The organism is Bacillus sp. ISL-47 (assembly GCF_018613175.1).
Lineage (GTDB): Bacteria > Bacillota > Bacilli > Bacillales > Cytobacillaceae > Cytobacillus.
Genome location: NZ_JAGGQS010000045.1, coordinates 133,621 through 158,846 on the forward strand (window position 1 = coordinate 133,621; position 25,226 = coordinate 158,846).

The following is a 25,226-nucleotide window of genomic DNA, read 5'->3' on the forward strand; positions in this document are numbered from 1 at the left end:
ATAAAAAAATCGGCTGATTTGTTTATCAGCCGAGAACCGCTTAGTATAACACTGTTTCCAATCTATGGATTAGCCTTTTTATGCTAGTGTTCGCTTCTTTTAACACAATATCCTTATCTACCGTTTTCAGCTTTCTATTTTCCATCAAAATTCTTCCGTTTACTAAGGTTGTCTCCACATCTGCCCGAGTTGCGGAATAAACGATTCTTGAAATGGTATCAATGTCAAAAGATGGGTACACATGAAAATCATTTAAATTAAGGATAGCAAGGTCCGCTTTCTTCCCCGGCTCCAGGCTCCCGATTTCATCCTCCATGCCAACCGCCTTCGCTCCGCCAATAGTGGCCATTCTGAATACGGTTCGAGCATTCATGGCTGTTGGTCCATGGACCGGCTTTTGAATAATCGCTGCCAATCGCATTTCGTTGAACATATCGAGATTATTATTGCATGGAGCGCCGTCTGCCCCCAAACTGACAAATGCCTGCCGCTCTAACAGTGAAGGTACTTCTGCGACACCTGATGCCAGCTTTAAATTGGAACCCGGACAATGGCTTACCTTCACTCCCCGCTGCTTAATAATTCTCTTTTCTTCCTCATCAAGCCAAACACAATGGGCCAGAATCAGCCTGTCATTGGCGAGTCCAATGCTGTCCAAATAAACAACATTCCTCATTCCAAATTCTCTTTCAACAAGCTGAATTTCATTTGCATTTTCAGATGCATGTGTATGGACTCTAACATTGTAGCCGGCTGAAAGGTCCCTAATGTTTGTAAGTAGTTCTTCTGTACAAGAAACCACAAAGCGGGGGCAAAAGGCATATTGAATACGGCCGTTGTCATAATTATGCCATTTTTCCAGAAGATCTACGCTGTCCTGAATGGATTTCGATGTCTTTTCCCTTAATAGAACGGGAACCTCATCTCCTTTATCCATCATAACCTTGCCTGCGAGAGCCCTAATGCCGCTCTCTGCAATAGCCTGAAAAGCATATTCTGTATGATGGACCGTTTCCATGTCTACCACAGTTGTCGTACCGCTTTGCAGCAGCTCTCCGATTCCAAGCATAGCAGAGTAATAGATGGATTCTTCATCATGCGAGGCTTCGAGCGGCCAGATTTTTTGTTTAAGCCAATCCAGCAATTCAAGATCATCAGCCTGACCGCGGAATAAGGTCTGGCAGAGGTGGATATGTGTTTGAATAAAACCGGGGATGACTGTTTTCCCTGAAGCATCTATTACTTTATCAGCTGAAACGTTTAAGTTTGGCCCTATGTCTGCAATTCGGTCATCCACTATATAGAGATCCCCGAAGAGAATTTCTTCTTTTGCATTCATCGTAATGATTTCGGCATTTTTGATCAGGATGCTGCTCATTATACTCCGCCTCCTTGAAGTGGGCTTGACTGTATAACCTTTTGTTTGCCGTAATTCAAAATAAGCTGTTTGTAAAACTGGATAGACCGCCGGTAAGCTTCAATGCTTACCCATTCGTTCGGCTGGTGCGCAAGCTTTTCGTCTCCAGGACCGTAGATTAGAGTCGGAATTTCACTTCTGGGATTCAGGACAGCCCCGTCTGTATAGTAAGAGACGCCGAAATGATCTGTATTGGATTCTCCTTTTAACATTTGCGCTATTTGAATGATATCTTCCGACGGCTGTGTTAATATAGACGGGCGGTCCAATATTGTATCAACACAGTATTGGAAAATTTCATCTTGTTCAATTAACTGATCCAGCTTCCTCTTCAGCAATTCAGTAAAGCTGTAATGGGATTGAGGCGGAACCGTCCGAATATCTGCTCTAATCCTGCATTTATCAGGAATCACATTCGTTTGCACTCCTCCCTCAATCATGGTCACCGCAAGGCTGCTCTGACCGAGGGGCTCTTTTTCAGCCCTCCATCCAACCTTCATTTCATTCAGTATTTGGATGACCTTAAGCATATGATCAACCGCATTGATTCCTTGTTCCGGCATAGAACCATGAGAGGTCTTTCCGAATGTGGTAATTTCGAGCCAGAGGGCTCCTTTATGGCCGATCACAATTTTTTCATCCGTTGGTTCAGCAATGACAAGTGCATCAATCTTTCTTTTTTCATTATCTTTTAAAAATGCTCTCGCCCCGCAGCTATCTACTTCTTCGCCGGCTGTCGCGAGAAAAGTAACCGTGGCAGGAGGAAAAGCATCTATAAGGAACATTTCTTCCAACGCCAAAAACATCCCAGCCAAACCGCTTTTCATATCAGATGCGCCTCTCCCATAGATCCGCCCATCCACGATTTCACCTGAAAACGGTGAATAATCCCATTCACCTGAACCAGGAGAAACAGTATCCATGTGCCCGCATAAAAATAGCTGTTTATCGCTTTTCCCTTGAAGGGTTACCTCTAAATTGCTTCTGTTCTTATCCAGAAAAGTAACTTTATAAGGCAGCCCCTTTTCTTTGCATCGGGCTATAAATGCTTCTGTAACGAGATGTTCATTCCCTGGGGGATTGGAGCTGTCAATTTGGAGCAGCTGCTGAAGAAATTGGATGTCATTCATCAATCCGACTCCACTATTTGCATTTTTAACGGGGTAACCTTAAACCCGTTTACAGGTGCCATATCCTGCGAGCAAGTGGTACAGGCGATAACCACATCGCAAAGTGCTTTCAGTCTGACATAGTCACCCGGTTTGGAAAGAGGCTCTGCAATTTTATAATCGCCTAAATCATCAAGCACATTGTTCATAAACAGATTGATAGGATCCGGGATAATAGAGGGATGGATTTGGAAAGCTCCCAAAGCGCTTTCAAGATTATCATGGCAATTCGGATGGTCTTCTTTTCCAAAGTCCACCTTATAACGGTAATAATCGCAGGCTGGGAAAAAGAAGTCATGTTTTCCGACCGTGTCTTCAACCAGCTGCATCAGCGGGCGGCGCCGATTGCTATAAAGCAAATCGCCCGTTTTTAACCGGATGCTGCTTAACGATGCGCGCATATGTACGGGAGATACATGCTCGGACGGGTCTTCATAGCTGAAACAGACAAAATCGCCCACCTGTTTTCCTTCCATATCAATAACAATCAATTCCTCACCCTTGTATAGCCTGGCACTTCTGCCTTCATAAGGAGGAATAATAATTTCCTCTCGAACCCTATCTTTTTTAAAAACTTCTCCCATGTGATCTCCTCCTTTGGTTAATATTTAAGAGCTCTATTAAACTTTCTGTTGATGTCAGCTACAGGTGCTCAGCGAACTGCGGTTGGACCTGGTGTCTCCTCGGCGTGGGCCTGCGGGCATTCTCCCGAAGGTATATGAGATAAGCAATGAACACAGCACGCAGAAGATGCCTATGCATATTAGAGGATCTCGCGTGCGCTGCGCTCCTGTCAGCAGGGTGCCAAGATAAAATATGAACTTAAAAAAGCCTATTCAATAAATACAGCTACAGCCCTAATTGGAGAGCCAGTGCCCTTTCGGATTCGGAGCGGCAGGCCAAAATATAAAAACCGCATGCCTGCAACTTGATCAAGATTACATAAATTTTCAGTATTGGTTATTCCATATTCCCGGCAAATTAAATGGCCTGAATATTTTGGATCATCCGGATGGTCGATTGCTGGCGCATCAATGCCAATATTTACAGCACCTTTTTCAGCGAGCCATTTAGCTGCCTGGTAATCGAGCCCTGTATAGGTTGTAAGCCACGCTTCAGTTCCATATGAACGGTTGTAATGGCCTGTGTAAAGGAGTACAATATCGCCTTTCTCAATAAACTGCTGCGAACCACGAAGAGCATCCTCCAGATCTCTGCTTGTTATATAGCGGTCAGGCGGAACATGCGAAACATCGAGACAAACAGCAGGCCCGTAAAAGAATTCCAGCGGCATTTCATCAATGTATTGCCCGTTTGGGTCGTATTCATATGTGGCATCACTGTGGGTAGGACCATGTTCGTTGATTAATAGATTATTGGTAGCAAACATGAAGCCAATTTGCTTTTCACTTTCCTCGTGGGAGATGTTTGGGAATATCATTGTTTTTTGGTGGAGGGGAAAGACAGGCATCCCTTGATAAATTTCCTGTGTTAAATCGACTAATTTAACTCCCATGGTTTTCCTCCTTTAAATAAAAATAAAATTTTGTTTTTATATGAAAAGCGGCAGGGAGCGCCGCTTTTATGATCAATTGATAATGGTTGGAATAATTTCAAATTTATCTACATCAATTAAGCCCATATCAGTAATTTTCCATTTAGGGCTTGTGACAAGTGACCAGAAAGATAAGTGCATAAACGGAACATCCATACCGCAGCCCAGCACCTCTTTAGCAAGCAGAGATAATTCATCTACCTTTTCACTCATTTCTTTGCCTGTTAATTCATCTGTCATTAAACCGCCGATCCTTAAAGGCAGGTCGCCTACAACTTTACTGTCCTTAATCATCGCAATTCCGCCATCCATGGCGATTACGCGATTGACGGCAGTTACCATATCTTCATAATTTGTGCCTGTTACAATAATGTTGTGTGTATCATGAGCAACACTTTCTGCAATAGCTCCACTTTTTAGATCAAAACCGTGAAGAAATGTCTTGCCGACTTTACCCGATCTCCCGTGCCGCTCCACTACAAGAAGCGGAAGTACATCCTGCTGCAGGCATGGCTGGACAATGCCTTCTTTCACATTTAGGGTGAATTCACGACCGCCTGTTAAATTCTGATAAGGGATCGCTTCAATCGCCCTCACCCTGGCACGGGTGCCTGATGCTTCAATTGCCAAATCCTTAACAGTAACCGGCTTGCGCTTCACTGACTTCTTTACACTTTCCGGATATATGTAAGGAGCAATTTCCATCGTTAGCCCGCCTTTTTCGGCCGCTTTCTTACCAGCCAGATAAACCTGGTCAACGGTCATACTAGTTAAATCGCTAATGACCACTATATCCGCCCTTTTACCAGGAGCAATAACCCCCACATCCTTAAACCCAAAGTGCGTGGCAGGATTGATCGTTGCCATTTGGATGGCTTCAACAGGATCAATTCCTTCAGCAATCGTACGCCGAATAATATCGTTCATATGGCCATAATTCAATAAATCCGCAGGAACCATATCGTCCGAAACAAGTATGGCTCTTCTTGAATCAAGCCCGTCTTCCGTAATGGCACGAATGCAATCTGCCATATTTCTCTGTGAGGAGCCTTCACGCATAAATACGCTCACACCATAACGAAGCTTTTCCACTGTTTCTTCTTTAGTGGTCGTTTCATGGCAAGACACATGTGTGCCTCCGCTTATGATATGTGCGGCCAATTCTTTCCCAAACAGCCCGGGGGCATTTCCTTCTACGGTTTTCCCTATCGAGTTTGCATAAGAAACCGCAGCAACAAGATCATCAATCAGTTCTGGAGCATGTTCGTATACTGGCTTAATATTGCTGAAACTTTGAATTTCGCCGATTCCCTGAACATAGTCATCTGCGAGTAGCTCCTTCATATCCTTCGATGTCACATCAAATCCTGAAGTTTCAAGGCCCGGGGCATCCGGCACAGCGCAAGGTACAGTAAATAATACCCTGTTTGGAAGAGTTTTTGCTTCTTCTATCATTGCCTGCATGCCTTTTACACCCAGAACATTGCCGATTTCGTGTGGGTCCCCGATTAAAGTAGTTGTTCCAGTCGGAATGGAGAGCTTGGAAAATTCTGTGCATGTAAACATGGCACTTTCAAAATGCATGTGTGAATCAATAAAGCCCGGACAGATAAACTTTCCTTTTACATTTTCAACCTTTGTTTTTGGTCCAATTAATTCTTTTGCATCCCCGGCCATAAGAATATATTCACCTTTAATGGCAACATCCGCTTCATAGATTTCACGGGTTATAACATTGATGAAATACCCGCCCTTTAAAACCAGATCTGCATGGAGATTACTATCAAGTAATACATCAATCAGCTTGCGATGCTGGATCGCTTCTTTGATTTTTTTTGCGTCCATTGTTTACCCCCCTGTCATCGTTCCTTCCACACTATCAATAATTCCAATTATCGCAGCATCAATGGGAGCCTCTTTGTTCTGCACAGCTCTCGAAGCCATGCTTCCTGTTACGTAAATCACTTTTTCGCCAATTCCCGCTCCTACAGTATCAACGGTAATAATGGGGTTCGGTAACATGCTGCCATCCAATCCGATAGGCTGAGTGATTAATAGTTTGGTGCCCGTTAAATTTTCGTCTTTCCTTGTGGCAGTTATACGGCCCACCACCATTCCCATTTGCATACTAATCTTCTCCCTTAAAAGATTGTTCAAAAGTCCGGAAATTAGCGCCTTCCTGTTTGAGCAATCACTAAAATGTTTTGAGCAATATATTTAATTCCTTGGCGACATCCCTCGCTAGAGGCGTAATGATGCTTCCGCTATGAATTCGTATTACAGTCTGATTATGCTGATGGGCGTACCTGATTGTTTCTTCTGAAATGACGGTTTTTTTATTCATCTCAGGCGTAAAATCAGCTTTTTCATTGTCGGAAATCACTGTAATGCCCATTGATTTCAGTTGAACCAGCTGCTGCAGCAGAGTTCTTTTCAATAGCGCAGGCCCTTTATCCATTCCCTTCATCTTCCAATAAGGATCATGGGGATCTGAGCCGGTTTTTAGAGCCGCAACCTTTTTGCCTTGTAAAAGAGCTTCCAGAATTATACGAACAAAAGGCCTTTGGTCATTCAGAGATAAGAGGTCATTTATTAAGGAAAAAGAAAGGATGGGGAGAAAAATTCCATCTATCTCTCTTAAAATTTTTTCACTCAGAAAGGACTGTGGGATCCAATCATCATTCCCGACAGCCTTGATAAGTTCACCAGGCTGCATTCGGTCCACGATTGAGTCTTCACCTGTTATTCGAAGAGTAATAGAATCTTTTTGCAATTCCTTTAAGTAAGAAAATCCCGGTTCCATTCCAATCATATGAGAGGTTAATAGAGCCAGGACATATGGTTTTCTGGGGAATCCGCCTCCACGGTGGTAAATCTCTTGCAGAGTGTGTTTGACCATTTCACTCTGCACAGCATTACCCATGCTTATTCACCGATCTTTTTGGATAACAATGCTCTTTCAACCTCACTGTGAGGGCGGGGGATTACGTGTACGGATACCAGTTCACCCACACGGCTTGCAGCTTCTGCCCCTGCATCTGTTGCGGCTTTAACTGCCCCAACATCTCCTCTGACCATTACTGTAACTAGGCCAAATCCCACTTTTTCGTATCCGCAAATCTCTACATTTGCAGCTTTAACCATTGCATCAGCAGCTTCAACAGCCCCGACAAGACCTTTTGTCTCAACTAAACCTAATGATTCTCCCATGATATTTCCTCCTTAAAATAGTGTTGTTAATCTTTATCGCCATCCGCCCCGTTATTGCGTTTCTTCTTATCTTTCTTTTTTGAAGCTTCTTTTTGTTTGGTTTTGCTTCCGCTTTCTGCTTGGGCATCAGCCTTTTGTTCCGGCTGGTTTTCTATGCCTTCTGCATTCTTCTCATTCAGCTTAAAATGGGGAAGCAGCTTGCCGGAAACCTCACTGTGAGCTCTTGGAATAACATGCGATGATATCACTTTCCCAACCCTTTCAGCTGCATTTACTCCGGCATCAACCGCAGATTTTACGGCAGCCACGTCTCCATCAAAGTGAATCGTAACACCAAGATATCCGTTGACCCCGATTACTTTTTCGATGCCTGCAATTTCTACATCAGCTGCCTTTACTGCAGCATCTGCAGCCGAAACCGCGGTAGTATAGCCAACTGTTTCGATCAGTCCCAATGCCTGCAATTATGATGCCTCCTTCCAGGGGAATTAATAATTTCTTTTTTTTATTATTACTTAATTCTTTCAGCTTCCTTTTTCAGATCCTCTGAAATTTTGGAAACTGAATTATATTCTCCATAGATTAACAGGTAGTTTTTTTCAAAGGAGAATCCTGCAGATAGGGCCGGATTCCTTTTTAAATAACGGTCAGCCAATAAAATGCCTGTATAATAATCGAATCCTTCAATCACTGCTGCACTACTAACGGATGCCTGAATGTCAAGCTGTTTCGTCAGCCATGGGCTTGGAGCCTTGGCTTTAAATACCTGGATTTTTTGATAAGATTTTTGGGTAATCTTTTTATAAAAAACCTTCACTGCTTCCAGAAGCACTTGTTCGTTGTCTTCATACAATTCCAAAACAAAACTCTGCCGGCTTTCCTTATCCCACGTTAAAAAATACTTGATGGAAGGGTATTCTCTTAAAAGGTCATTTAAGTAAAAAAGCTGTCCTGCCGTACATTTTTCGGAAGTGATGACGCCGATTGAATTTGACTTTAATGAACGCTGAAATGTATTTTCCATGCTTGAGTGCAAGTCATTGAAAAGCCATGCTTTAATGCCATCTGCTGTTTGACCAATTAGTTTGCTTTCTCTAACCGAGGGTTTCTGCTGAGAAGAAAAAGATTCATAGGAGCTTGCAGGCTTTTTGCCCTGGCTTAGGGATATGGTTTGCAGCTGCGCGAGAGGCTCTTTTGAATATTCTTTGGTTCCATTTTGGGAGCCGTTCAAAGCCTGTTGCGGCTTTACTTGTTTAGATACATGCGTTCTGAGATGAGAAACTGGAGCAACGGCAGCAACCGAAAGCCTCTTTTCCATTTTTGCACGCTGATAATTCGGACGGCTGATCCCCGGTATTACCTGTCTACTCTTTATATCCTTCACAGGCGGCTGTTCAGTTTTCTTTGCTTGAGTAGGTTTTGCCATAATAGGATTCACCTTTGGCTTTTGATACGGCTTCATGACTTCCTGGACCACACTTTTTATGAAATCCGACACTCATTTTCCACCTCCTTTATAGGATTTTGCTCAGTTCAGAGTGGGGGCGAGGAATTACATTAGCTGAAACGAGTTCTCCGCCAGTCTTGCTGTTGGCGGTTTTCCCCACCTCTACAGCTGCTGTTACGGCTGCAACATCCCCTTCAACGATAACGGTCACAAGTCCCGATCCCACGCGTTTCATATCAACTAAACTTACATTTGCAGCTTTAGTCATTGAATCGAGCGCTTCAATCGCGGCTGTTAACCCCCTTGTTTCGATCATGCCAATTGCTTTCATTTTAATCCTCCTCTATAGAGACAGCGGAAGGTGCTATTTTTTAAGCTTATTTGAAATTGCTATAAATAGTCTTCAAGATTCACTTCAAATGGAATCGATGTTCTCTTAAATAACTCTTCCTTTCCAAGCGGATAAGTAGCGTCAATTCCCATTTTGTCGGTAGTTCCCTTTAAATGGTGAGAAGATTCCAGCGGAGATCCTTTTGCACCAGGGACAATAAAGACATCATCAGAAGCCTGAACTCTGGTTGCTATGGCCCATTCCACATCGTCCGAATCAAAAATGTCCACATCATCATTCACAACTACTACATGCTTCAAATCTTTATCACTGGCAAAAGCGGCCAGTGCAGCCTGTTTTCCATCCCCTTCATGCTTTTTTTCAATTTGGATTACCGCATGATATCGAGCTACGCCTCCCATGGGGATATGGACTGCTTTTATATTGGGAACAACCTGCCTGACCGTACTGAATAGGGTTGCCTCCCTGACCAATGCCATTGGAAGCCTTTCTTCGTAGCTTGAAGGGAAAATAGTCTGAGCGATCGCATCATTACGGTAAGTAACAGCAGAAAATTCAACGATCGGCTGAGGAGTTCGGGTTCCATAGTAGCCTGCCAATTCACCAAATGGCCCTTCCATTTCTCTTTCATGAGGAAGCATCCGGCCTTCAAGAACAATCTCGGCCTCAGCCAGGACTTCCAAATCTACTGTTTTGCATGGTACAACATCAAGGGATTGTCCAAGTAATGCACCTGCCACATCCAATTTATCTGTATGGTAGAGATGTGTGCTGATCTGGGAACTCAAGACAACAGCAGGTACAACACCGAACATAACTGCCACGTCCATTGGTTCTCCCATTTTTTCATAGTGTGTATACTGTTCCAATAATTCGGGAGAAGTGATGAGAATATTGGTACGGTTTCCGCCCAAATATTGCATCCTTCTGATCGAGGTATATCGTTTCTTGCCTGTCAAATCTTTCACTACAAGAATGCCTGAAACATAGTAAGCGCCGGAGTCTTCCGCATGATAGGTTGGAATTGGAAACAAATCTGCCAGATCAAAATCCCCTGTCACCAGATTTTCCTGAACGGGTCCGGTTTGCTTAAGTGTTGTTGGAATGGGATTGACGATCGATTCGATTATTTTAGGAATCAGGTCAGATGCCGTAATCCCCATGCTATCTGCGAGCAGATCCCTGTCTCCTCCAAGTCCGGCAGCCATCGGGGTGTGATAGCCCTTTATTTTTTCAAACAGAAAAGGTTCTCTTCCATTTCTGGCATTAACCACAGCACCAAGCTCATATAAAGGATCCACTTCTTTTCTAACCCGGTGAAGCAAGCCTCTTCCTTCCCAATTGTCCAAAAGTGCCCTCATTGTTACAGGGTTCATTGTGCCTCACCCCATCTTTCCAAAAGCTGATGATCGATATCCAGCATATCCAAAATACGGGCGACCATAAAATTGGCCAGCTCCCATATTTCTGTTGGCTTATGGTAAAAGCCTGGTGATGCCGGCATGATGCATGCTCCGCTTTCAGCGAGAGCCGTCATGTTGCGCAAATGAATTAAATGGAAAGGAGCTTCCCGCGGAACAATAATAAACTTCCTGTTTTCTTTTAGCACTACACTCGCTGCCCTGCTTAGAAGAGTGTCTCCCACTCCATTTGCAATTGCACCCAATGTATTCATGGAACAAGGAACAATAACCATCCCATCTGTCTGAAAAGAGCCGCTCGCAACCGAGGCAAAAAGGTTCCGGTTGCTATGTATAGTGGCATATTCCTTGAGCTCCTCCATCTTGACTCCGCATTCAAATTGCATGACCTTTTCTCCCATCTCCGTTGCAATCAAATGCGTGTCTATTCCCAGTTGGTGGAGGGCGCGGATCAATGTATATCCGTACAGTGATCCGCTTGCCCCGGTAATTCCCACTAATATCCGCTTTTTTCTTTCGGATGTAAGTGATTTAGACAACTTTATTGTCTTGGGAGAACTTCTTTTTAGCCAAATCCTTATAATCTTCAGTTGTTAAAATATCCCCAAAGATGTCAATATCACGCAAACCTGAAACATGCATATCATCGTCCTGAGAGGCAGTTCCATCTGAAATGCAGATAACGTTATAGCCATGATATAAAGCATCAGACGCAGTGCTTCGCACACAGACATTCGTCCAAACACCTGTTAACACGACCGTATCAATTTCTTCCTCTCTTAAGAAGAGGTCGAAATCTGTGTAGCTGAATGCGCTGTGACGTCTTTTTTGCACAACATAGTCACCTTTGCTTTCATCAGGCTGCAGTTCAGGAATGAACTGGGAACCCCATGTACCTTTTACTGCATGAACTGGCCGCACCCGGAAATCGCGGTCATTTTTACGATGAGCTTCCTGGACATGGACTACCTGAATATTATTTTCATGTGCAAACTCAATAAGCTCCTGAATTTTTGGAACGATTTTTTCGCCGTTTTCGCAGCGCAAAGCTGCTTTTTCCCCGATAAAATCATTCAGCATATCAATAATAACCACACAATGCTTATTTCCTCTGAGTTCCATCCAATCCCAACCTCTCTCTATATTGTTATCTCTTTAATACTTTACTGTTGATTTTTGATCTAGAAGCTCAGGACTAGCTGGCGGTCCGGGACTAAGCCTGCAGGATTTCCTCTTAACTCGAACCTCCAGCTGGGACATTGATCAACAGGGTTCCAAAATCAACAAAGAGCTTTAACAGAGCTTTATTGTTTAACTGCTTCTTTGGAAGCTACCTTCACTTCATTGTATTTCTCATATTTAAAGGTTCTCTCCAGGCGCTGAATGCTTTGACGAGGTACAAATTCTCCGTATCCGGCTTCGCCCAGAATACCTTTATCCTCTTCAAAGACAGTATTACCACGGACAATCGTCTGTACCGGCTTTCCTTTAAGCTTCATGCCATGGAGCGGATTATATTTAGCCATGGATTCTGTTTTTTGCTCATCAATAACATATTCTTTGTTTAGATCAATGACTGTGAAGTCGGCATCAGCACCAATTTCCATAGAACCTTTTTTCGGATAAATGCCATAGTGGATTGCTGCATTTCGGCTTGTAACCTCAACAAAGCGGGAAAGGGATAACCGGCCTTTGTTTAATCCTTCACTCACAAGGATTGGGACCATTGTTTCCACACCTGGAATTCCTGGGAAGGTATTCCAGATTGTTGCACCTGGATAGTCTTTTTCTGTAGCAATTTCATATGGGGCATGGTCTGTTCCAACAAAATCAATTGTTCCATCAGCAAGTGCCTGCCAGTGAGACTCATTGTCTTCTTTTCCGCGCAATGGAGGTGCGATTTTTGCATATGCTCCGCGTTCAGTCATAGCATCCTTGGCATTTAGCACCAAATAATGAGGGCAAGTTTCTGCAGTTACTTTGACACCGCGTTTCTTTGCTGCTTTTACTAGCTCCACGCCTTCCTTTGTGCTCATATGTACTACATGAACACGTGCATCTGTTGCTTCTGCAAAGCTGAGGATTAACTCAATTGCCACTTTTTCAGCAAGACTGGAACGTGCTTCCGCCCATGCAGGACCATCCATTCTGCCTTCTTTCTCAAGCTTTTTGGAATAGAAGGTGCATATATCATAATTTTCAGCATGAACGCCAATTGGAAGGCCTGTTTTGGCTACATTGCTGAAAATCTCCAGCATTTCAGCATCTGAGACTTTAGGGAAGGTTGGCACTGAAGGGGTCATATAAACCTTGAATGCAACAACCCCTTGATCAATCTGAGGATAAATATTGTCAATCCATCCTTCACGGGCATCCTCACCAGTCATTCCGCCCCAGAAGCAATAATCTATATAAGCCTGATCCCGGATTGGCGCAATTTTCTTATTAAAGCTCTCGCCATCACGGACAGAAGGTTTACTGCAGCAAGGCATATCAATGATGGTAGTTAAACCGCCGGCAGCAGCAGATCGGCTGCCTGTCGCGAATGTTTCCCTGTGGGTAAAACCGGGATCCATGAAATGGGTGTGTGGATCGATACAGCCTGGCACAACGAGCTTTCCATCAATATCAATCACTTTTTTTGCATTAAGGAAGCTAATTTCATTGGTATACCCTACAATCTTCCCATCGTTTACCAGAATGTTTGTTAATACTTGACGATCTCCCTGAGGAATATTTGCGTTTTTCAAAATTAAATCCATTTACCCTGCTCCTATCTATTATTTAGATTTCTGCTTCATGGCAGATTGAAAGAAATAATTCTATTAAATCGCTTCAGCTGAGTGATCACTCTTCAGCTGTTCGATTCTTTCTCTATCACTTATATTTAATTCTTTGTGATTAAATACCAAATTTAATAAAATTGCCGTAATACTTCCTAGTACAATTCCATTTTCCACTAGTAAACGGGCACTAGTAGGGAGACTTTCGAAGATTTGCGGAACTACGGCTGAGCCCAGTCCAATACCTATTGAACAGGCCACAATCAGCAGGTTTTCATTTTTGGAGAAATCTACGGATGAAAGCATTCTAATACCTGAGGATATAACCATACCAAACATTGGGATCATGGCCCCGCCCAGAACAGCCATAGGAATTATCGTTGTTAAAGCAGCTACTTTTGGCAAAAGCCCAAGAACCATGAGAATGACTCCAGCAGCGATAACGACATTCCTGGTCTTTACCTTGGTGAGGGCAACAAGGCCCACGTTCTGTGAAAAAGAAGTATATGGAAAAGCATTAAAAATGCCTCCTATTGCAACAGCAAGCCCTTCAGCCCGCAGTCCCTTCTTAATATCTTTGGAGTCTAGCTTTCTATCACACACATCACCAAGTGCCAAAAATACCCCTGTAGACTCTATCATGCTTACAACGGCAACAAGAGTCATCGTAAGGATTGCAGATGCATTGAAGGTCGGAAAGCCGAAATAAAATGGCTGGACAACATGAAACCAGGAGGCATTCGAAACTTCCGACAAGTTTACCTGCCCCATAAAATAAGCAACAATAGTGCCTGCGATGAGTGAAAGCAAGACAGAAATGGCTCTCATATACCCTTTAAATAATCGGTTCATGACAATAATCAGCACAAGGGTAAAGACGGCAAGAAACAGATTTTTTCCACTTCCATAATCCGGTGATCCTAGTCCGCCAGCTGCATTATTCATCGCAACCGGAATAAGTGAAACCCCTATTATCGCCACAACCGAACCTGTAACAACAGGCGGGAAAAAGCGCATGATTTTACTCATAAACTGGGACAAAATCATAACGATGATGCCCGAAGCGATAATGGCGCCATAAATGGCAGTAATCCCCTGCAGATTGCCAATGGCGATCATCGGGCCTACTGCTGTAAACGTACACCCCAGAATTACAGGCAGTTTTATGCCAAAATGCTTCCCGCCTATCACTTGAAGCAAAGTGGCAATCCCGCAAGTAAATAAATCGATTGAAATCAAGTAAGCAAGCTGCTGAGCGTTCAAGCCAATTGCAGGGCCTACGATTAGCGGTACAATCACAGCTCCCGCATACATGGCCAGTACATGCTGAAACCCTAAAGTCCCTACCTTCCAAGGATTTAATTTTTCCAAAAGCTTCCCCTCCAGGTTTTTTCTTTTGTTTTCTTTTGCATGGACCAGCAACAACGAATGTCCAAATCACCTCCTTAAAAAAAGATATAAAAAAAACCGCAGCAATAGAACTCATCACAAACGGATGATCTATTACTGCGGTTTCATAAAGCTTTCGGTAAACAAAAGCTGAAGGAACCGCCTTCATATGGATTTAAGATAAATGCGTAATACACAGCTATCCCAAATATAATCTTTTACTCACTAAAATATATGATTGTGCATGCTTCCTCTGTAACAGGATCATAATCTTTTAAAATGGTCCTTACTTCGAGATCAAGAGTTGCTTCAATATGCACCTTAAACAACGATTTAAACTCTGCAATCAATGCAGAATCAACCGAAAAGGTTAAGTGGTTAAAGTTTTTGCTTAGCATCTTCAGTGCCTGTACACGCTTGTGCTGTGCAAAAATGATCACTCTGTCATCAAAGGTTTCAATCCGCTGTTTTTTTACTCCCACACCATATATCTCCTGGTTAATGCGGTTATATAGGTGAGCAAGCTCTTTTTTAAAAGTTGGATGAAATTGTGATGAGGTATAAGTCATAATGTCCTCCTGTTAAACACTATATTAAACAAACAGGTTTTATGCGTCAATATAATTTTTCAGAAAATTTAGACTTGACAAAATATTAGAGGAGCTATTAAACTTCAAAGCAACTCACCCCTTAATTCTATAAAAATTGGCCATAATCCTCTCTATGAAAGAAAATACAATCCTGATTTTCGTATAACCTCAAAAATTGGTTTGAGGGTCTCTACTAGGAACCGTAAATTCCTGACTACGAAAAGAGATGTGTGCTTTTATCTGCACGAGACTCTTTTCTGATTTGGGAATTTTTTTATGTTTTTTAGTCTATTTAGAAGAAAATGCATAATATCTTAGTTAAAAACACCAAAACTTCCAGACCACAAAACCCCAAAATTAAATCTGCCAAAAAGGTCTAACTGCCTATACAGTTTTGTGTAATCAAAAAAAATTAATAGGCTGACTATGGGAATTCCTATTGGTTCCCTTTCAATAAGGAGGCATAAAATTGAAAACCATTCAATTAAGAGTTAATGGAGTACAGTGCTCAATTACCTGCCCGCCTGCCAAAACTCTTCTCGATGTCCTCAGAGAAGATCTCGGGCTGACTGCAAGCAAAGAATGCTGCGGAAAAGGAGAATGCGGCTCCTGCTCTGTATTAATCAATAACGAGGTTGCCTGTTCTTGTCTTGTCCTTGCCGGTCAGGCAGAAGGTCAGGACATCATCACTTGCGAAGGTGTGGGGCTAACTCCCCACCTGGATGTAATTCAGGAGTCTTTTGTGGAAGAAGGTGCTACGCAGTGCGGTTACTGTACACCTGGAATTATTGTTTCTGCAAAAGCTTTATTAAACGGAATTAACCATATTCCAACTACGGATGAAATAAAAACAGCACTAGGCGGTAACCTATGCCGCTGCACAGGATATACCAAAATCATCAAAGCTGTCCAATCAGCAGCTGCCAAAAATAATTCCAAAAAGGAAACCATTTCAAGTTAATGGCAGGCACGGCCATTCTCTTGGCAGCAGGACAATCTACTCGGATGGGGGAATTAAAAGGATTGCTCCCCTGGCATGGACGGACATTATTTGAATACCAGCTGCAGACCCTGCTCGAATCACCATTTTCAGATGTGATCGCTGTTGTAGGCTACAGGTCAGAAGATTTAGAAACGATTGCAATAAACTATCCTGTCAAAGTGGTTAAAAATGACTTATTTCATACTGGGAAATGTTCCTCCATCATTGCAGGCCTTAATACAGCAAATCCTTTCGCGCCGAACATACTGATTACAGCGGTAGACCAGCCATCATCAGCCCAGACATTAAACCGGCTTTATAACGTACAACTTAAAGAAAACAGCCTAATTACAGTCCCAGCCTTTCAGGGGAAAAGAGGACATCCCGTTGTCTTTTCTTCGGTTTTGCGTGAAGAGCTTTCTGTCATCAAAGAAGAAACTAAGGGACTGAGAAGTGTTTTTCAAAAGCATAAAAGTCTCGTAAAAGAAGTTCCTGTAGATGATTCTTCCATCCATTTGAATTTAAATACTCCGGAAGATTATTTACATGCATTAAAAAATTAGACTCTGTTAAATGGACCTGTTGATTCAGCACGAGGCACTACCTTTCCGCGGGCGATCCGAAGCTCTCGTCGCTTTGCTCCTGCAGGGTCTCCCTTTGATCCGCACTCCGCAGGATTTTAATAAGCTTACTTGTATAAACACCGCACGAAGGAAATACGAATGCATTTTCGCGGGTTTAGTGCCTTCCGCTCCAATCAACAGGGTGTTAAAACAACAATAAGCTTTAACAGAGCCAAAAATTAAAAAAGGAGGTTTGCCCATGCTTGTTTCTGAAATTGATATGTTCACACCGTCCTCTCTTTCTGAATGCCTTGCATTTCTGGCCCAAACGGATAAAAACCATAAAATGCTTGCAGGCGGTACAGATGCAGCAGTACGGATGAAGGAAGGAAAATGGCGCCCTGAGGTTTGGATTAATATTAAGAACTTAAAAGAACTTCGCTATATCGAAGAAAAAGATGGATGCATCCATATCGGCCCCTTAACTACACACACAGACATTGTCCGATCTCCCCTGCTAAAGAGAAAAGCGGATGTTCTGGTTGAGGCGGCCCGCGAGGTTGGAGCTACGCAAATGCAAAATATCGGAACCATTGGCGGCAATATCGGAACTGCTTCACCGGCAGGAGATACAATCCCGGCTTTGTATGTCCTTGGTGCCGTACTTGAAATCAGCTCCTTAAACACCAAAAGGCTAGTTCCCATTGAACAGTTTTTCACTGGTCCGGGAAGGACAGTTTTAAGAGTGAATGAAATGATTACTAACATCTTGATTCAGCCGCAGGTTTCAAACGAGATCGGGATTTTCCAAAAGCTCGGCCCCAGGAAAGCCCAATCTATTTCCATTGTGAATGTCGCGATTTCCTTAAGAATGATCGAAGGGCGGCACTGCCAAGGCGGGAAAATTGCTTTTGGGGCGGTCGGCCCAACGATCATCCGTGCAAAAAAATGTGAAGCCCTCCTTTCACAGGGACCGCTGACAGAAGATTTAATCCAGAATATCGCCAAGATTGCTTGGAAAGAAGTCATGCCTATTACAGATGTCAGAGCGACTGCAACCTATCGGCGCGATATGGCGAGCGCCCTGCTGGAAAGAGGATTATACCGATTGATTAGGAGGTGGGGAAACAATGACCGATAACCAGACCAATCCTGAATCCTTCAAATGGGTTGGAAAAAGAGTCAGGAGAATAGACGGCCCTGTGAAAGTAACAGGGGAATTAAAATATATGACGGATTACCAATTCGATAACATGGTATGGGGAAAAGTATTACGGTCCGAATATCCTCATGCAAAAATTAACCATATTGACACGGAAGAAGCCAAAAAGCTTCCTGGAGTGATATGTGTTTTGACGCACAAGGACATACCCGGATTTAACGGCTTTGGGATCGTGGTGCCCGATCAGCCAGTCCTTTGCTCCAAAGTGGTCCGCTGTACGGGCGATGCTGTAGCGCTTGTGGCAGCAGAATCACTGGAAATTGCAGAACAGGCTCTCTCTCTCATTAAAGTGGACTACGAACCATTGGAGGTTGTGGCAGATGCAGAGCTTGCTATGATTCCTTCCGCTCCTAGACTTCATCCTGACGGTAATATTCACAGTCACGTAGCCATTAAAAACGGGGATACCGAAAAAGCGTTTCAGGAAGCGGATATTATTGTCGAAAATACCTTTTATTCCCCGCGGCAAATGCATGCTTTTATTGAGACGGAAGGCGGCTGGGGTGTTATGGATGAGGAAGGATTTATTACGATTCGCTGCCCAGGCCAGTATGCATATCGGGACCGGATGCAGATTGCCCGCTCGCTTGCCTATAACCCTGAACGCATTCGGGTGATATCCAGTCCTATTGGCGGTGCTTTTGGCGGGAAAGATGAAATCACCGTTCAAATTTATCTTGCATTATTAGCCATGCATACGAACAGCCGGCCTGTTAAAATCCATTACAGCCGGGAAGAGTCGGTTGTTGCCGGCATAAAAAGGCATCCCTTTAAGGTCCATATGAAAACAGCGGCCAAAAGGGATGGAACACTCCTGGCAAATCAGGTTAGGGCAGTTGGTGATACAGGCGCTTATGCATCCCTAGGCGGAGCTGTTATTGCACTTGCCATAGAACATTCTTGCGGCCCCTATAAGATTCCGAATGTTGATCTTGAAGGATACTGCGTTTATACAAACAATGGCATTGCAGGGGCTTTCAGAGGTTTTGGCGTGAACCAGGTTTGCATGGGGATTGAAACACATATGGATATGATTGCAGAAAAGCTGGGTATTGACCCAATAGAGCTGCGTAAAAAAAATGTTTACCACCAGGGTGAAGTCTCAAGTGTTGGGCATGTCGTCAAATCGAGCGTCGGGACATTTAAGACACTAGAAGCAGCGGAAAATTGTGATTTATGGCGAAATAGAGAAATATATAAAGCTGAAGTAATTGAACCCTGGAAAAAGAGAGGAATCTCACTTGCTACCTCCTTCCACGGGATCGGAATGGGAATCGGCCTTCCGGACTATGGTGCTGCATCAATCGAATTGCTGCCGGATGGAAAATTTCTAGTTGGTGTGGGGTGTGAAGAAATCGGCGGCGGCAACAGTACGGTCTATGCGCAGGTGGCTGCGGAAATACTCAATTGTGATATCTCAAATATTCATGTGGTTCAGGGCGACACGTCCCGCACCTTGGATGGAGGAACCGTTACTGCCTCGCGTTCAACCTATACAGGCGGCCGAGCCGTTGCCACTGCTGCCCCCAATATGGTAAAACTGCTGACGCAAACAGCAGCAGAAATGTTGAACATACCTGTTTCTAAAGTAACAATTAACACGAATCATATTGCAGCAGAAAAGAAAAAATTAACCTATCAATCCATCTATCAATACCTTTTCAATAATCGTAAAACTACTAGAGTTGAAGGGCATTTTTACCTTCCTAAAGAAAAAGAAGAGATTGAAGGATCAGGCGGAGCCCCCCATCATTTGTACGGCTATTTAACACATGTCGTGATGGTTGAAGTGGATATGCTCACCGGGGAAACAGATGTCCTTCGTGTCGTTTCCATTCCGGATGCAGGCAAAGTGATGAACCCGCAGGGGCTTGAAGGGCAAACGGAAGGCGGAGCCGTTATGGGGATTGGCTATACACTTTTTGAAGATATTCTGATTGAGGACGGCTATCATAAAACCCGCAACTTTACCGACTATATTATTCCAACGATACGGGAAACTCCTATAATCGAGACCTTTCCTGTCGAGGAAGCGGAAGCAACAGGACCTTTTGGGGCTAAGGGGATCGGTGAGGTAGTGATGATTCCGATAATTGCAGCCATAATGGCGGCAATCTATGATGCAACAGGTGCAAGAATCTATCATTTGCCTGCTACCCCGGAACGGGTATTTAACGCGTTAAAAGAACTTAAAAATAAAAAGACCCAGTCTGCAAGGTGATCCAATTGATGACCTTTGATATGTATAAAAAACTTGAAGAAACGATAAATAACCGGAAAGATATATTCCTGCTGACGATTACCGACCATTCGGACATCAGGCTGATTGGATCAAAAGCCTTGCTTCATGCAGACAGCAAGCTATATACCAGTTTCCCTTTAGATGCTGATTTAAAACAAAAATTAGCTGAAAACTGCCAAAAATTCATAAGAAAAAAATCCTCGGGTTCAGTAAGATTTTTCAGCAATAATACATCTGTAGAATGCTTTGCAGAATACTTCCCTGCCCCCCTTCACCTTATCGTCGCTGGTGCCGGCCATGTTTGCGAGCCTATGGCTAAAATGGGTAGAATGCTCGGTTTCTATGTCACAGTCATTGATGACAGGCCCGAATTTGCTAATAGAAATCGTTTTCCCCAAGCGGATGAGGTAGTTTGCGAACCTTATATAAGCTATTTCAAGACCGTAGACATCACGGAACAAACTTATATTCTTCTTTTGACCCGAGGGCATAAATTTGATGTTTTGAGCCTAACTGAACTTTTAAATCGCAATGAAAAGCCTGCTTATATCGGGATGATAGGCAGCCGCAGGCGAATATCCGGAGTTTTTGAGGAGATACGCCAGGAATATCCAAATGAAAGCTTTGATCATCTCTATACTCCTGTCGGCCTCGATATTGGTGCAGAAACACCTGCCGAGATTGCCGTCAGCGTGATGGCCGAAATTTTAAAAGTTAAAAATCAAAAATCCGGCAGCTCTTTGAGCGAGAAAATCAAAAAGCATGCCAAAAAAGGTTTTCATGAGGGGGCCGGCACATGGAACAAATGCACCTCTTAAGGCGGTCTATGGAACTCATGAAAGGGGGTGAAAAAGCCGCACTGGCAACCATTATCCGTACGAAAGGGTCTACTCCCCGAAAAGCAGGAAGTAAAATGATTGTGTATTCTTGTGGAAGAATTGAGGGAACCATTGGTGGCGGCTGCGGAGAGGCAATAGTAATAGAAAAAGCGCTTGAAGTGATTAAGACGAACAGGCACAGCCAGCAGCGTGTTGATCTCACAAAGGGTCTCTTTTATGAAGATGGTGGAATTTGCGGCGGCATTATGGATGTCTTTATTGAACCACTATAATACTTTTTTATCAGATTAAGATGTGAATTCGATTTCGCGGATAAATTTATATTTAACTACTTCTCGCAGAAAGATTAAGCTACTTTAAAAGTTAAATTGCACTTTCCGCCGATTAATCCAGTAAATTAACAGATTTCCTGTTATAAAATTTATCTTTGGACAATAAATATTGAATTTTTTTCGGTTCCAGCTTATTTGCACTAGGACTTGCTGACCTCGTAATGCAAATTTAAGCAAGGAGTGATCATTCATGTCGATGATTGAAAAGGATTTAGGGTCCGGTCTCCCTCCCTCCTCACAGGCAAGCCTTTTAGAAAAGATTTTTAAGCTGTCTGAACGGAAAACGAACGTAAAAACAGAAATTCTCGCAGGCATTACTTCATTTATGACGATGAGCTATATTATTTTCGTGAATCCGAGCATATTGGCTGATGCCGGAATTCCCAAAGAAGCTGCATTAGCTGCAACCATTTATGCAAGTGTATTTTGTACACTTTTAATGGCACTTTGGGCCAACTTCCCAGTAGCAGTTGCACCTGGAATGGGATTGAATGCATTTTTTGCTTATACGGTTGTGCTTGGGCAGGGGCTATCCTGGCAGACAGCCTTAGGTGCCGTTTTTATATCGGGTATAGTGTTCCTAATCCTGACCGTTACCGGTGTCCGGCAAAAAATAGTCGACGGCGTACCCGGTGTGCTGAAATCGGCTATTGGAGTCGGGATAGGTTTATTCATTGCCTTTATTGGCCTGAAAAATGCTGAGCTTGTCGTAGCAAATGAAGCCACCTTCGTGGGACTCGGAGATATCACAAGCACAGGTCCCCTTCTTGCGCTATTCGGACTGATTACCGCTGCTCTATTAATGGCTAAAAAAGTAAAAGGCGCCCTTTTAATCAGCATTTTGGGCACTAGCGTCTTAGCCATGATAGTAGGCTTTATCGCCTATCCAAAAGCAATCAGCGATGTTGCTTCCCTTTCATTGCCCAGCATGTCTGAGACTTTTATGGCAATGGATATCATGGGAGCCATTCAATATGGTATTATTTCTGTCATTTTCTCTTTCACCATTGTTGAATTATTTGATAATCTAGCCACATTAATCGGATTATCAAAAAAAGCCGGCCTTACAGACGAAAACGGCAAAATCGAAAATCTGGACCGCGCCCTACAGGCAGATGCAGTTGGAACTATGGCAAGTGCAACTTTTGGAAGTACAGCCCTAAATGCATATGTCGAAAACGCAACTGGTATTTCCGAAGGCGGACGTACGGGATTAACCGCTTTAACAGTAGGTGTGCTATTCTTCCTTTCACTTATCTTCGCTCCGCTAATCTATTTCATTCCATCCGTAGCAACTGCACCAATACTCATTCTCGTCGGAGCCTTAATGCTTAGTGAAATTAAGCATATCAGCTTTGATGATTTTACAGATGTTATACCTGTATTTTTAACGATTGTTCTAATGCCATTAACCTTTAGCATAGCGCAGGGTCTGGCTTTCGGCTTTATCTCCTATACCTTGCTAAAGCTTTTAACCGGCAAGCGAGACCAGATCCACTGGATTATGTATTTTGTGAGCACAGCTTTTATAATCAACTTCATCATGGGCGGCCATTAATTTTAGACTTTTTTAAATTGATTTCCACTCCAGGCAATCAGCGAACAGCGGGCGATCCGGAAGCCAAGCAACCTCGGCGCATTCGCGCCTGCGGGTCTTCCTTTGACTCGCTCCTCCCGCTGGAGTTTGATTAAACATCCATGAAGGAACACCGCACGAAGGAAATGCGAATGCATTTTCGCGGGATTAGCACGTTCCACTCCAATCAACAGGGTGCCAAATACAACAATAAGCTTTAGCACAGCCTTATTTTAATAAAAAATGGAGGAGTTTAAATGGAGCTCACATTGGATGTTTTAAAAAGAAGAATTGACGTAGCAGCCAAAAGGACTCCTGCCGATACCGTTATTAAAAATGGGAGAGTAATAAATGTTTTTACCAGAGAGATACTCCAAGAAGATATTGCGATTGTTGATGGCTATATCGCAGGACTGGGAAACTATGAAGGGAAGCAAACCATTGATGCAGCGGGCAGCTACATTGCCCCAGGTTTCATTGATGGGCATGTGCATATTGAATCGGCGATGGTCACGCCTGCTGAATTCAGCAATGTTGTCATCCCACATGGTGTAACGACCGTTATCGCGGATCCTCATGAAATTGCAAATGTCAGCGGATTAGCAGGCATTGATTTCATGCTCAAAGCTTCAGAAAATATTCCGCTTGATGTGTTTTTTATGCTTCCTTCCTGTGTCCCCGCAACACCATTTGAAAACGCGGGTGCAGAACTAAGTGACACGGATCTTAAAGACCTTTACGCCCATCCGAGAGTGATCGGCCTTGGCGAGGTTATGGATTATCCCGCAGTTATGCAAAATCATGAAGGAATGTTAAAAAAGCTTGAAGGCGCAAGCAGCAAAGGCCATTATATTGATGGGCATGCTGCTGGATTGAATGCTGATGGCATCAATGTATACATGTCAGCAGGGATTAGGACCGACCATGAATGCATAAATGCTGAAGAAGCACTTGTTCGTCTTCGCAGAGGCATGCATGTCATGCTGAGAGAGGGATCTGCTGCCAGAGACTTAATCGCTCTCTTAAAAGCAGTCAACGAGCAAAACGCACGACGCTGTTTATTTGTGACCGATGATAAGCATCTTGACGACATAATGAACGAAGGCAGCATTGACCATAATGTCAGAATGGCTATAAATGAGGGCGTTGACCCCATACTTGCTATCCAAATGGCCACTCTGAACGCAGCAGAATGCTTTGGCCTCAAGCATAAGGGCGCGATCGCTCCAGGTTATGAAGCGGATCTGCTGTTTCTAAGCGATCTGAATACCATTAACATCGAAAAAGTCATGAAGAGCGGCAAACTTGCTGCAGAAGGCGGAACCATCAAACATCCTGCCAGGAGCAACATGGCTCCTGCTCCTCCTATCATAGACAGTGTCAAGATTAATCGTATAAGTTATGATGATCTTAAGATATGGATTGGAACTGGCGATGCCCATATTATTGGTATTATACCGAACAGTATTGTTACCAAGCACCTCGTGGAAAAACCGGATAATCTCAATGGCTTTTTCCAGCCCAACCCTGAAAAAGATTATTTGAAGCTTGTCGTGCTTGAGAGGCATAAAAACAGCGGTAATCTCGGCCTGGGCATAGTAAAAGGGCTGGGCATCAACAGAGGTGCAATTGCTTCAACCGTGGCACACGATTCCCACAATATCGTCGCAGCCGGCACCTCTGATGAAGATCTGCTGCTTGCGATCGAACATACTGCAAAAATGAAAGGTGGGCTCGCAATTATACAGGATGGTAAAGTCCTCGCAGATATTGCCCTGCCGATAGCCGGTCTGATGACAGATCAGGATTCTGCCTTCATCAGCAAACGTTTATCAGAATTGAATCAGGCGCTTCTGACAATTGGCTGCAGCATGCAATTTAACCCCTTTCTAACACTATCCTTTTTGGCTCTCCCTGTCATTCCTGAGCTTAAGCTGACAGATAAAGGCCTGTTTTCCGTAAAAACTTTCCGCCACATTTCGGTTGCTGAACAGACTCTGCATTAAAAAATGAGGCCGGGATAGACTCCCGGCCTCATTATATTTTTTAGCTCTGTTAAAGCTGATTATTGTTGCTGGAGTGAAGGAGTGAGATCCTTGAAAAAGCATTCGCATTTCCTTATTACGGTGTTCATTCG

At 43.5% G+C, this 25,226-nt stretch carries 25 protein-coding genes and 1 riboswitch; of the genes, 8 read left to right on the forward strand and 17 right to left on the reverse strand.

Going from position 1 to position 25,226, the window contains the following annotated elements:
• Positions 1 to 40 precede the first annotated feature (40 nt).
• From J7I93_RS15440 to J7I93_RS15520, 17 genes are all read right to left on the reverse strand, one after another.
• Positions 41 to 1,378 carry a 5'-deoxyadenosine deaminase gene (locus J7I93_RS15440; protein WP_214726747.1) on the reverse strand — a complete coding sequence of 446 codons (1,338 nt, stop codon included), beginning with the start codon at positions 1,376 to 1,378 and terminating at the stop codon, positions 41 to 43.
• Positions 1,378 to 2,547, reverse strand: a complete 1,170-nt coding sequence (locus J7I93_RS15445) for a M20 family metallopeptidase (protein WP_214726748.1) — start codon at positions 2,545 to 2,547, stop codon at positions 1,378 to 1,380. The genes J7I93_RS15440 and J7I93_RS15445 overlap by 1 nt, the downstream gene beginning before the upstream one ends.
• Positions 2,547 to 3,170 (reverse strand): DUF1989 domain-containing protein, encoded by a 624-nt coding sequence (locus J7I93_RS15450; RefSeq protein WP_214726749.1) that lies wholly within the window; start codon positions 3,168 to 3,170, stop codon positions 2,547 to 2,549. The genes J7I93_RS15445 and J7I93_RS15450 overlap by 1 nt, the downstream gene beginning before the upstream one ends.
• A gap of 248 nt (positions 3,171 to 3,418) precedes the next feature.
• A complete protein-coding gene (locus J7I93_RS15455; protein ID WP_214726750.1) occupies positions 3,419 to 4,102 on the reverse strand; it encodes a cyclase family protein in 684 nt (227 codons plus the stop codon).
• 72 nt (positions 4,103 to 4,174) lie between these two features.
• Complete coding sequence (ade, locus tag J7I93_RS15460; RefSeq protein ID WP_214726751.1) at positions 4,175 to 5,986, reverse strand: adenine deaminase; 1,812 nt, start codon at positions 5,984 to 5,986, stop codon at positions 4,175 to 4,177.
• 3 nt (positions 5,987 to 5,989) lie between these two features.
• Positions 5,990 to 6,268: a EutN/CcmL family microcompartment protein gene (locus tag J7I93_RS15465; protein ID WP_214726752.1), complete on the reverse strand. Its 279-nt coding sequence runs from the start codon at positions 6,266 to 6,268 to the stop codon at positions 5,990 to 5,992.
• 67 nt (positions 6,269 to 6,335) lie between these two features.
• Positions 6,336 to 7,064, reverse strand: a complete 729-nt coding sequence (locus J7I93_RS15470; protein WP_214726753.1) for a hypothetical protein — start codon at positions 7,062 to 7,064, stop codon at positions 6,336 to 6,338.
• Positions 7,065 to 7,066: 2 nt separating this feature from the next.
• Positions 7,067 to 7,351 carry a BMC domain-containing protein gene (locus J7I93_RS15475; protein WP_026581688.1) on the reverse strand — a complete coding sequence of 95 codons (285 nt, stop codon included), beginning with the start codon at positions 7,349 to 7,351 and terminating at the stop codon, positions 7,067 to 7,069.
• Between the two features lie 26 nt (positions 7,352 to 7,377).
• Positions 7,378 to 7,815 carry a BMC domain-containing protein gene (locus J7I93_RS25555; RefSeq protein ID WP_214726754.1) on the reverse strand — a complete coding sequence of 146 codons (438 nt, stop codon included), beginning with the start codon at positions 7,813 to 7,815 and terminating at the stop codon, positions 7,378 to 7,380.
• Positions 7,816 to 7,862: 47 nt separating this feature from the next.
• Positions 7,863 to 8,849, reverse strand: a complete 987-nt coding sequence (locus J7I93_RS15485; protein ID WP_214726755.1) for a hypothetical protein — start codon at positions 8,847 to 8,849, stop codon at positions 7,863 to 7,865.
• Between the two features lie 16 nt (positions 8,850 to 8,865).
• Complete coding sequence (locus J7I93_RS15490; protein ID WP_214987998.1) at positions 8,866 to 9,129, reverse strand: BMC domain-containing protein; 264 nt, start codon at positions 9,127 to 9,129, stop codon at positions 8,866 to 8,868.
• 59 nt (positions 9,130 to 9,188) lie between these two features.
• Positions 9,189 to 10,526, reverse strand: a complete 1,338-nt coding sequence (locus J7I93_RS15495) for a UbiD family decarboxylase (RefSeq protein WP_214726756.1) — start codon at positions 10,524 to 10,526, stop codon at positions 9,189 to 9,191.
• Entirely contained in the window at positions 10,523 to 11,110 is a 588-nt protein-coding gene (locus tag J7I93_RS15500; RefSeq protein ID WP_214988001.1) for a UbiX family flavin prenyltransferase, read from the reverse strand. The genes J7I93_RS15495 and J7I93_RS15500 overlap by 4 nt, the downstream gene beginning before the upstream one ends.
• Positions 11,103 to 11,693: a cysteine hydrolase family protein gene (locus J7I93_RS15505; protein ID WP_214726757.1), complete on the reverse strand. Its 591-nt coding sequence runs from the start codon at positions 11,691 to 11,693 to the stop codon at positions 11,103 to 11,105. Before J7I93_RS15505 ends, J7I93_RS15500 begins: the two co-directional genes overlap by 8 nt.
• 182 nt (positions 11,694 to 11,875) lie before the next feature.
• The gene (gene allB, locus J7I93_RS15510; RefSeq protein ID WP_214726758.1) at positions 11,876 to 13,333 is read right to left on the reverse strand and encodes an allantoinase AllB; all 1,458 of its coding nucleotides are present in this window, start codon (positions 13,331 to 13,333) and stop codon (positions 11,876 to 11,878) included.
• Positions 13,334 to 13,396: 63 nt separating this feature from the next.
• Entirely contained in the window at positions 13,397 to 14,725 is a 1,329-nt protein-coding gene (locus tag J7I93_RS15515) for a nucleobase:cation symporter-2 family protein (protein ID WP_214726759.1), read from the reverse strand.
• Positions 14,726 to 14,961: 236 nt separating this feature from the next.
• On the reverse strand, positions 14,962 to 15,312 hold the full coding sequence (locus tag J7I93_RS15520; protein ID WP_214726760.1) for a Na-translocating system protein MpsC family protein: 351 nt from the start codon (positions 15,310 to 15,312) through the stop codon (positions 14,962 to 14,964).
• 159 nt (positions 15,313 to 15,471) lie between these two features.
• A riboswitch (purine riboswitch) is annotated at positions 15,472 to 15,570 on the forward strand.
• A gap of 232 nt (positions 15,571 to 15,802) precedes the next feature.
• On the opposite strand from J7I93_RS15520, the gene J7I93_RS15525 reads away from it, so the two are divergent.
• From J7I93_RS15525 to ade (J7I93_RS15560), 8 genes are all read left to right on the forward strand, one after another.
• The gene (locus J7I93_RS15525) at positions 15,803 to 16,294 is read left to right on the forward strand and encodes a (2Fe-2S)-binding protein (protein ID WP_214726761.1); all 492 of its coding nucleotides are present in this window, start codon (positions 15,803 to 15,805) and stop codon (positions 16,292 to 16,294) included.
• Positions 16,294 to 16,878, forward strand: a complete 585-nt coding sequence (locus tag J7I93_RS15530) for a nucleotidyltransferase family protein (RefSeq protein ID WP_214726762.1) — start codon at positions 16,294 to 16,296, stop codon at positions 16,876 to 16,878. The genes J7I93_RS15525 and J7I93_RS15530 overlap by 1 nt, the downstream gene beginning before the upstream one ends.
• 259 nt (positions 16,879 to 17,137) lie before the next feature.
• Positions 17,138 to 18,019 carry an FAD binding domain-containing protein gene (locus J7I93_RS15535; RefSeq protein WP_214726763.1) on the forward strand — a complete coding sequence of 294 codons (882 nt, stop codon included), beginning with the start codon at positions 17,138 to 17,140 and terminating at the stop codon, positions 18,017 to 18,019.
• Positions 18,009 to 20,321, forward strand: coding sequence for a xanthine dehydrogenase family protein molybdopterin-binding subunit (locus J7I93_RS15540; protein ID WP_214726764.1), 2,313 nt, complete (start codon positions 18,009 to 18,011; stop codon positions 20,319 to 20,321). Before J7I93_RS15535 ends, J7I93_RS15540 begins: the two co-directional genes overlap by 11 nt.
• Before the next feature lie 8 nt (positions 20,322 to 20,329).
• A complete protein-coding gene (locus J7I93_RS15545) occupies positions 20,330 to 21,160 on the forward strand; it encodes an XdhC family protein (RefSeq protein ID WP_214726765.1) in 831 nt (276 codons plus the stop codon).
• Complete coding sequence (locus J7I93_RS15550) at positions 21,139 to 21,453, forward strand: XdhC family protein (protein ID WP_214726766.1); 315 nt, start codon at positions 21,139 to 21,141, stop codon at positions 21,451 to 21,453. Before J7I93_RS15545 ends, J7I93_RS15550 begins: the two co-directional genes overlap by 22 nt.
• A 250-nt stretch (positions 21,454 to 21,703) precedes the next feature.
• Complete coding sequence (locus tag J7I93_RS15555; RefSeq protein ID WP_214726767.1) at positions 21,704 to 23,071, forward strand: NCS2 family permease; 1,368 nt, start codon at positions 21,704 to 21,706, stop codon at positions 23,069 to 23,071.
• 275 nt (positions 23,072 to 23,346) lie between these two features.
• Positions 23,347 to 25,095, forward strand: a complete 1,749-nt coding sequence (ade, locus tag J7I93_RS15560; RefSeq protein ID WP_214726768.1) for an adenine deaminase — start codon at positions 23,347 to 23,349, stop codon at positions 25,093 to 25,095.
• Positions 25,096 to 25,226: the final 131 nt, after the last annotated feature.